Raw genomic sequence first — 6,259 nt, 5'->3', positions numbered from 1 at the left:
AGAATAAGAATGACAAATAAGATATAACGGTTTATAGCCTTTTTATTAGTGCTCTGTATTCCACTCTTTGCCATTGCAGGATGTTCGAATAAAGATGTAGCTAATGCTGCTAATCAAGCAACATCAAGTGCTAATGGAGGGTACTCCATTGATACTAAAACGACTACTCCTGAAGGCAAGTTAGATGTATATATGCTAGATATTGGCCAAGGAGATGCTATATTGCTTAAGGTGGGCGATGAATATAGCATGATCGATACTGGCGATATTGAACATCGAGAAAATATTGTAGCTCAGCTAAAAGCCATGGGGGTTACAAAGTTAAAAAATATTATAATTACGCATCCTCATGCAGATCATATGGGTGGTTTCTATGCCATTGCCAAAGCAATGCCTATTGAAAATGTATATGATGATGGTATTTCTGTTGATAACAATATGTTCAAAACCTATGAAAAGTGGATTGAAAAAAATAAAATCAAGCGCTCTACTTTGAGAAGTGGTGATGTAGTTGATTTTGGTCATGGTGCCGTATTTGTTGTGTATGCTCCTTGGACAGAGGTCTTAACTGATAAAAAAGGCGAACCAGATCTCAATAATAACTCTATTGTAGGTAAGTTAATCTTTGGTAAATTCTCAATGCTCTTTACGGGAGATGCAGAATTACAAGAAGAGAAAAAACTCATAAAAGAGCAGAACTCTAGACTGTTTGCCCGTGTTCTTAAGGTAGGTCACCACGGTTCTCGCACAAGTAGCTCTGAAGATTTTTTGAAATCTATTAAACCAGAAAGTGCATTAATTTCAAATGGCATGTATAATAGTTATGGTCATCCTCACGATGTAACATTACGTCGTTTGCAGGAAAACAATATTGCCATTTACCGTACAGATACGATGGGACGTATTCACATTAGTACGGATGGGAATGAATGGCAAATTACAACTGAACGTTAGCGTCGATTGCATAGCACAAAAATTGATTTTAAGCAACTGATTTTTGTGTGTACTGTATAAAGACTTTATATAGTAATATGTATAATCGGCATACTTATCTTCATGTTTGTATGAAATAATCTATCTATAATCTAACATTAGTTTATGGATAGATTGGAACGATGAGACTTTGATTCACAAAGATATCATCGACTCATCTCTATGGTTTGGACACTACGTATGTTAGTTAGATTGGAGTGAATGTATTGCGTAAACTATTTTTTATGTGCCTTGCTGTCTTGATGGCGATACCACTATTCTTGACTCAAGCAAAGGCAGCTAATCTTGAAGATGCTCGATGGGTGACACGAACTGATGCACCAGTACCATATGTTCGTATGGTTATGGATTTGTCAGCACCGGTAAAAGCGTCTGCATCGATTAGCAAAGATGGGAAAACGACGACTGTTACCTTAAAGAACACAAAGCTAAAAACTGCTAAAGCGAATATCAATATGGACTCTAGCATAGCTAGTTCTGCTAGACTCACAGAAGATGGCAGAGATGTGAAGGTAACAATCAAGACACCTTCATCTATCGATACGAGTGATGTAAAGGTATTTTCCCTAAAGAAAGATACGGTTAATCAGAAACCGTATCGCATCGTTGTAGATGTACAGAAAAAAGGTGTGGCACCTAAACCTGCTTATTATGGCAAACGTCCATCTCCTTCTGCACATCCTGCGAAAAATATGCCAACAGGATCCGGTAATTATTCTATTAGCGGTGGTCTATCTGGTAAAACAATTACGATTGACCCAGGTCATGGTGGTAGTGACTCTGGTGCCGTTGGGCCGCATGGTGTACAAGAGAAAAATATTACACTACCGATTTCTATGTACTTGAAAAAAGCTCTAGAAAATCGTGGCGCTAAAGTGCTTATGACTCGTACTACAGACGTAGACGTATACGGTCCTAATGCAAGTGGTGTTGATGAATTGGGTGCTCGTGTTAACGTAGCAAACCGTAGCAATTCTGATGCGCTCATCAGTGTGCATATTAACGCATTCAACAACCCAAGTGTTGGTGGTATTGCAACATACTACTATAGTAAAACAGGCAATGATGCTCGATTAGCACAAAAGGTACAATCTCAAATTGCTAGCGTTCCAGGTTTCAATGGTGACCGTGGCATTCAAGAAGGTAACTTATATGTGTTGAGACATTCTAACATGCCTGCAGTTCTTGTAGAGCTTGGTTTTATTTCCAACCCTAATGAAGAACGTGTATTGCAATCTCCTCAAACACAAGAAGACTTTGCAAATCGCATTGCCAATGGTATTGCTAGTTACTTTGGAGGTTAATCGATGAAATTACGTAAACAAGTTCTGTCGATCCTCTGCGTAGGTTTGCTTGCATTTGCAGCGGGTTGTACATCTAATCAAGCACCTACAACGGGTAAAAGTGAACCTGTGCAAGAGACGAAAGTCAATAAGGATGCAGAAACAACAAAAACATCTCAAGAAATGGTTAAGATGGCCTTCTTTGTTCCAACAGAGGATGGCTCAGGGGTAAAACAATCAACCGTTGAGATGGAGGCGGACAAAGTAACGCCTAAAGCTGCTCTTCTAGCGATGTTAAAAGCTGATAGAGCACAAAAATATCCAGTATTCTCCAAGGATATTAAAATTACATCCGTTACTGTAAAGGACGGCATTGCTTCTGTAGAAGTGAATGACGCTTTCGTAAAAGGTAATGGTGGGGACTTAACTGTTAAATTACAAATGGCTGCCATTGTAAATACATTGACATCCTTTGATAATATTAATGGTGTTCTCTTCGTTAGCAATGGTAAAAAGGTACCTACTGTAGGTTCCTTTGATACGAAAGATCCTGTTAAACGGATGACAAACCTAATTAAAAAATAATTATATTAGGCTCATTGATAGCAGATAGTTGATATATCAACTATCTGCTATTTTTGTTGTCTTTTATATATGTTACAATACAATATGTATACTAATCGGAAGCCAGGTGATGAGATGCAATTAAAAGAGGTAGGGGAATTTAATTTCATACGCCACATTCAAAATGATACGATACATGATTCGAGCACTGTAATTACAGGGATTGGTGATGATTGTGCAGTGTATCGTGCTACAGATGAAACAGATCAATTAATTAGTACAGATACGATGGTGGAAGGTGTTCATTTTAGCTTTCGCTATATGAAACCTTATGATGTAGGCTATCGTCTCATGACAGCTAATTTAAGTGATATTGCTGCTATGGGGGGGACTCCTCGACAAATAGTGTTATCTGTGGCGGCACCTGAATATGTTGATACTGCTATTCTAGATGAAATCTATAGAGGCATTAAAGCTCAATGTGCTAGATATCATCTCAATATACTTGGTGGAGATACGGTGCGTACGGAAGGACCTATGGTGTGGACTGTTACCATCATAGGTGAGGTTCCTACTGGCACTGCTATTATGCGTAGTGGTGCACAAGTTGGCGATATTGTGGGCATTACAAATTATGTAGGTTATGCTGCCACAGGTTTAGGTGCGTTATCCTATAATTTAGATGGCTATTCTATGACGAAGGTTGGTCATCAACTACCTGATCCACAAATTGAATTAGGTCAACAATTGAGACAACTGGGAATTCATAGTATGAATGATATTAGTGATGGTCTTGGTAGTGAATTAAATGAAATTGCATCGGCTAGTAACGTATCCATTGTTATAGAGGAAAAAGCTATTCCACTTCATGAAGAAACTTATGAATTAGCTAAGTATTTACAGACTAATCCAGTGGATTATGCATTATATGGTGGTGAGGATTTTCAACTAGTATTCACGGCTCCTAAAGCATTGATTCCTAAATTAGAGAATTTATCTGGCATTACTATAATCGGTGAAGTTATATCTGGACCATGTCATGTTCAGATGGTAACACCGGATAAAACGATTAAGACTATAGAAGCGAAAGGATATAATCATTTTCATGAATCATAAGGCACATGTTCAATTAGAAACTCATACAGTAGAAGATACACAACAATTTGGACAGTTATTAGGCAGATGGGCCAAACAAAGCGGAGAACCTTTATGTATTGCCTTAATTGGTGATTTGGGGACAGGAAAAACGCACCTATCCCAAGGCATTGCGAAAGGCTTTGGAGTTACAGAGGAGATTACAAGCCCTACCTTTGCAATCATGAATACTTATGATGTGGATAGAACACATTTATATCATTTTGATGTATATCGTTTGGATGATATAAGCGAGCTTGAAAATATTGGCTTCTACGAATATACAGAGGATTGTGTATCCATTGTGGAATGGGCCGATAAATTCCCAGATGAATTACCAGATGAAACATTATGGATTTATTTGAAGTGCATTGATGATACAAGCCGATCTATCACATTAGGTAGTGATTACCTTTCAGAGGGTGATTTAGTAGAAATAGGAGGCCCATATGTGGTTGGGAATTGAGACAAGCTCACTCGTTTCGAGTGTGGCTTTAATGGATGAAACAAACTTGATTGGTGAACTAACCATTCAAGCAGGATTAACTCATTCTGAGCAGCTAATACCTCACATCGACATGTTGTTGCGAGCCTCACAAGTAAAAAAGAATGAACTAAAAGGTATTATAGTTAGCATTGGTCCTGGTTCATTTACGGGATTGCGTATAGGTATGGGGACTGCAAAAGCTATGGCTTATGCCTTACAAATTCCATTGTACGGTGTGATGACCATGGATAGTTTGGCTCATAATGTTTCATATACAAATAGAACTATCTGTACTGTGATCGATGCTCAGAAAAAGCATGTATATGCTGGCTTGTATCGATATGAAAACAATGAGCTAGTATGTAAAGAAGAGCCTTTTGTTATAGCTGCTAGTGATTTATTAGAAAAGTTCCGAGAAACTAAGGAAGAGGTCTTATTCTTAGGTGATGGTATCAAGCGTATTGAAAAGCTTTTAGATGAAAACGATACTAATATGACTATTCTAGATATTTCACAACGCATTCCAAAAGCCAGTTCTTTACTTTTAGCGGGACGCGATTTAGTTATCCGTGAAGAGATATGTGATCCAATGGATATGGTTCCTTATTATATCCGTCGCTCTGAAGCAGAGGTTTTATGGGAGGAACGCCATAAGGATAATCCAGACATGTTAAACCAAAATCCTACAGTTGTTGTTACCGAAGCGGCAGGAGCAGAATAATGGAGATTCGGTTAGCTACGGTAGATGATGCTCAAGCCATTTATGAGATAGAGCAACAGTCCTTTTCTGTTCCATGGAGCTTGGACTCTGTACTTGCTGAACTTGAAGGGGCCGATAATAAGCTATATATGGTTATTTGTGAAGGAAATCATATTGTGGGCTATGCTGGTGCTTGGCTTGTATACGATGAAGGACAAATCACGAATATTGCTATTTTACCTTCCGCTCGTGGTAAGGGATATGGCTCAAAACTTACTAAAGAATTAATAGATGAATGTTTGAATAGAGGGATGCATGAAATCTTCTTGGAGGTACGCATATCTAATTTACCTGCCTTGGCAATGTATAGAAATCTAGGATTTACTGTTAAAGGAATTCGCAAAGATTATTATTCAGAACCAAAAGAGGATGCTTATATTATGTCTCTCGTTTCAGAGGAAATAGAATGAGTATTTACACATTAGCCTTGGAAAGTAGTTGCGATGAAACATCTGCATCCGTCCTAAAGGATGGGCGTACTGTTTTATCTAATGTAATTTCTAGCCAAGTGCCTATTCATAGAAAATTTGGTGGTGTTGTACCAGAAATCGCATCACGCCATCATATAGAACAAGTTATACCGGTTATAGATCAAGCATTGCGCGATGCAAATGTAACCTTACAAGATATAGACCATATTGGCGTTACCTATGGCCCAGGTCTAGTAGGCGCATTATTGGTTGGTGTAGCTGCTGCAAAGGGACTATCCTTTGCTACAGGTATTCCTTTGGTACCAGTTCACCATATGGAAGGTCATATCTTTGCTAATTTCTTAGCTAATCCAGAATTGGAGCCTCCATTTTTAAGCCTCGTTGTATCTGGTGGTCATACCATGTTAGTGCATGTAGAAGGCTATGAAGAGTTTGATATCCTTGGACAAACTCGGGATGACGCAGCGGGGGAAGCATTTGATAAAATTGCTCGCGTTATGGGGTTCCCTTACCCAGGTGGCCCTCATATCGATGCTTTAGCTCTTGAAGGGAATCCAGATGCTATTGAATTTCCAAAGGCTTTGAGTGAGCCCGGTAATTTTGAATT

General features: G+C 38.6%; 8 protein-coding genes. All 8 read left to right on the top strand.

All coding sequences use genetic code 11. The annotated features are described in order from the left end of the window. Window positions 1-33: 33 nt before the first annotated feature. Window positions 34-954, top strand: coding sequence for a ComEC/Rec2 family competence protein (locus tag QZ548_RS07085; protein WP_367113077.1), 921 nt, complete (start codon window positions 34-36; stop codon window positions 952-954). 245 nt (window positions 955-1,199) lie between these two features. Continuing rightward, entirely contained in the window at window positions 1,200-2,297 is a 1,098-nt protein-coding gene (locus tag QZ548_RS07080) for an N-acetylmuramoyl-L-alanine amidase (RefSeq protein ID WP_105089284.1), read from the top strand. Window positions 2,298-2,300: 3 nt separating this feature from the next. Further along, on the top strand, window positions 2,301-2,861 hold the full coding sequence (locus tag QZ548_RS07075) for a GerMN domain-containing protein (protein ID WP_295869311.1): 561 nt from the start codon (window positions 2,301-2,303) through the stop codon (window positions 2,859-2,861). 114 nt (window positions 2,862-2,975) lie between these two features. Beyond that, on the top strand, window positions 2,976-3,956 hold the full coding sequence (thiL, locus tag QZ548_RS07070; protein WP_295869309.1) for a thiamine-phosphate kinase: 981 nt from the start codon (window positions 2,976-2,978) through the stop codon (window positions 3,954-3,956). Next, entirely contained in the window at window positions 3,946-4,440 is a 495-nt protein-coding gene (gene tsaE / locus QZ548_RS07065) for a tRNA (adenosine(37)-N6)-threonylcarbamoyltransferase complex ATPase subunit type 1 TsaE (RefSeq protein ID WP_295869308.1), read from the top strand. The genes thiL and tsaE overlap by 11 nt, the downstream gene beginning before the upstream one ends. Next, a complete protein-coding gene (gene tsaB, locus QZ548_RS07060) occupies window positions 4,424-5,182 on the top strand; it encodes a tRNA (adenosine(37)-N6)-threonylcarbamoyltransferase complex dimerization subunit type 1 TsaB (RefSeq protein WP_295824948.1) in 759 nt (252 codons plus the stop codon). The genes tsaE and tsaB overlap by 17 nt, the downstream gene beginning before the upstream one ends. After that, window positions 5,182-5,631: a ribosomal protein S18-alanine N-acetyltransferase gene (rimI, locus tag QZ548_RS07055; protein WP_295824946.1), complete on the top strand. Its 450-nt coding sequence runs from the start codon at window positions 5,182-5,184 to the stop codon at window positions 5,629-5,631. Before tsaB ends, rimI begins: the two co-directional genes overlap by 1 nt. Continuing rightward, the coding region (tsaD, locus tag QZ548_RS07050) for a tRNA (adenosine(37)-N6)-threonylcarbamoyltransferase complex transferase subunit TsaD (RefSeq protein WP_295869306.1) at window positions 5,628-6,259 on the top strand (632 nt) is incomplete at its 3' end. The genes rimI and tsaD, both read left to right, overlap by 4 nt.

The sequence above is a fragment of the uncultured Veillonella sp. genome (assembly GCF_915069625.1).
In the GTDB taxonomy this organism is placed as follows: domain Bacteria; phylum Bacillota; class Negativicutes; order Veillonellales; family Veillonellaceae; genus Veillonella.
This window is presented reverse-complemented; position numbering and strand designations above follow the sequence as displayed.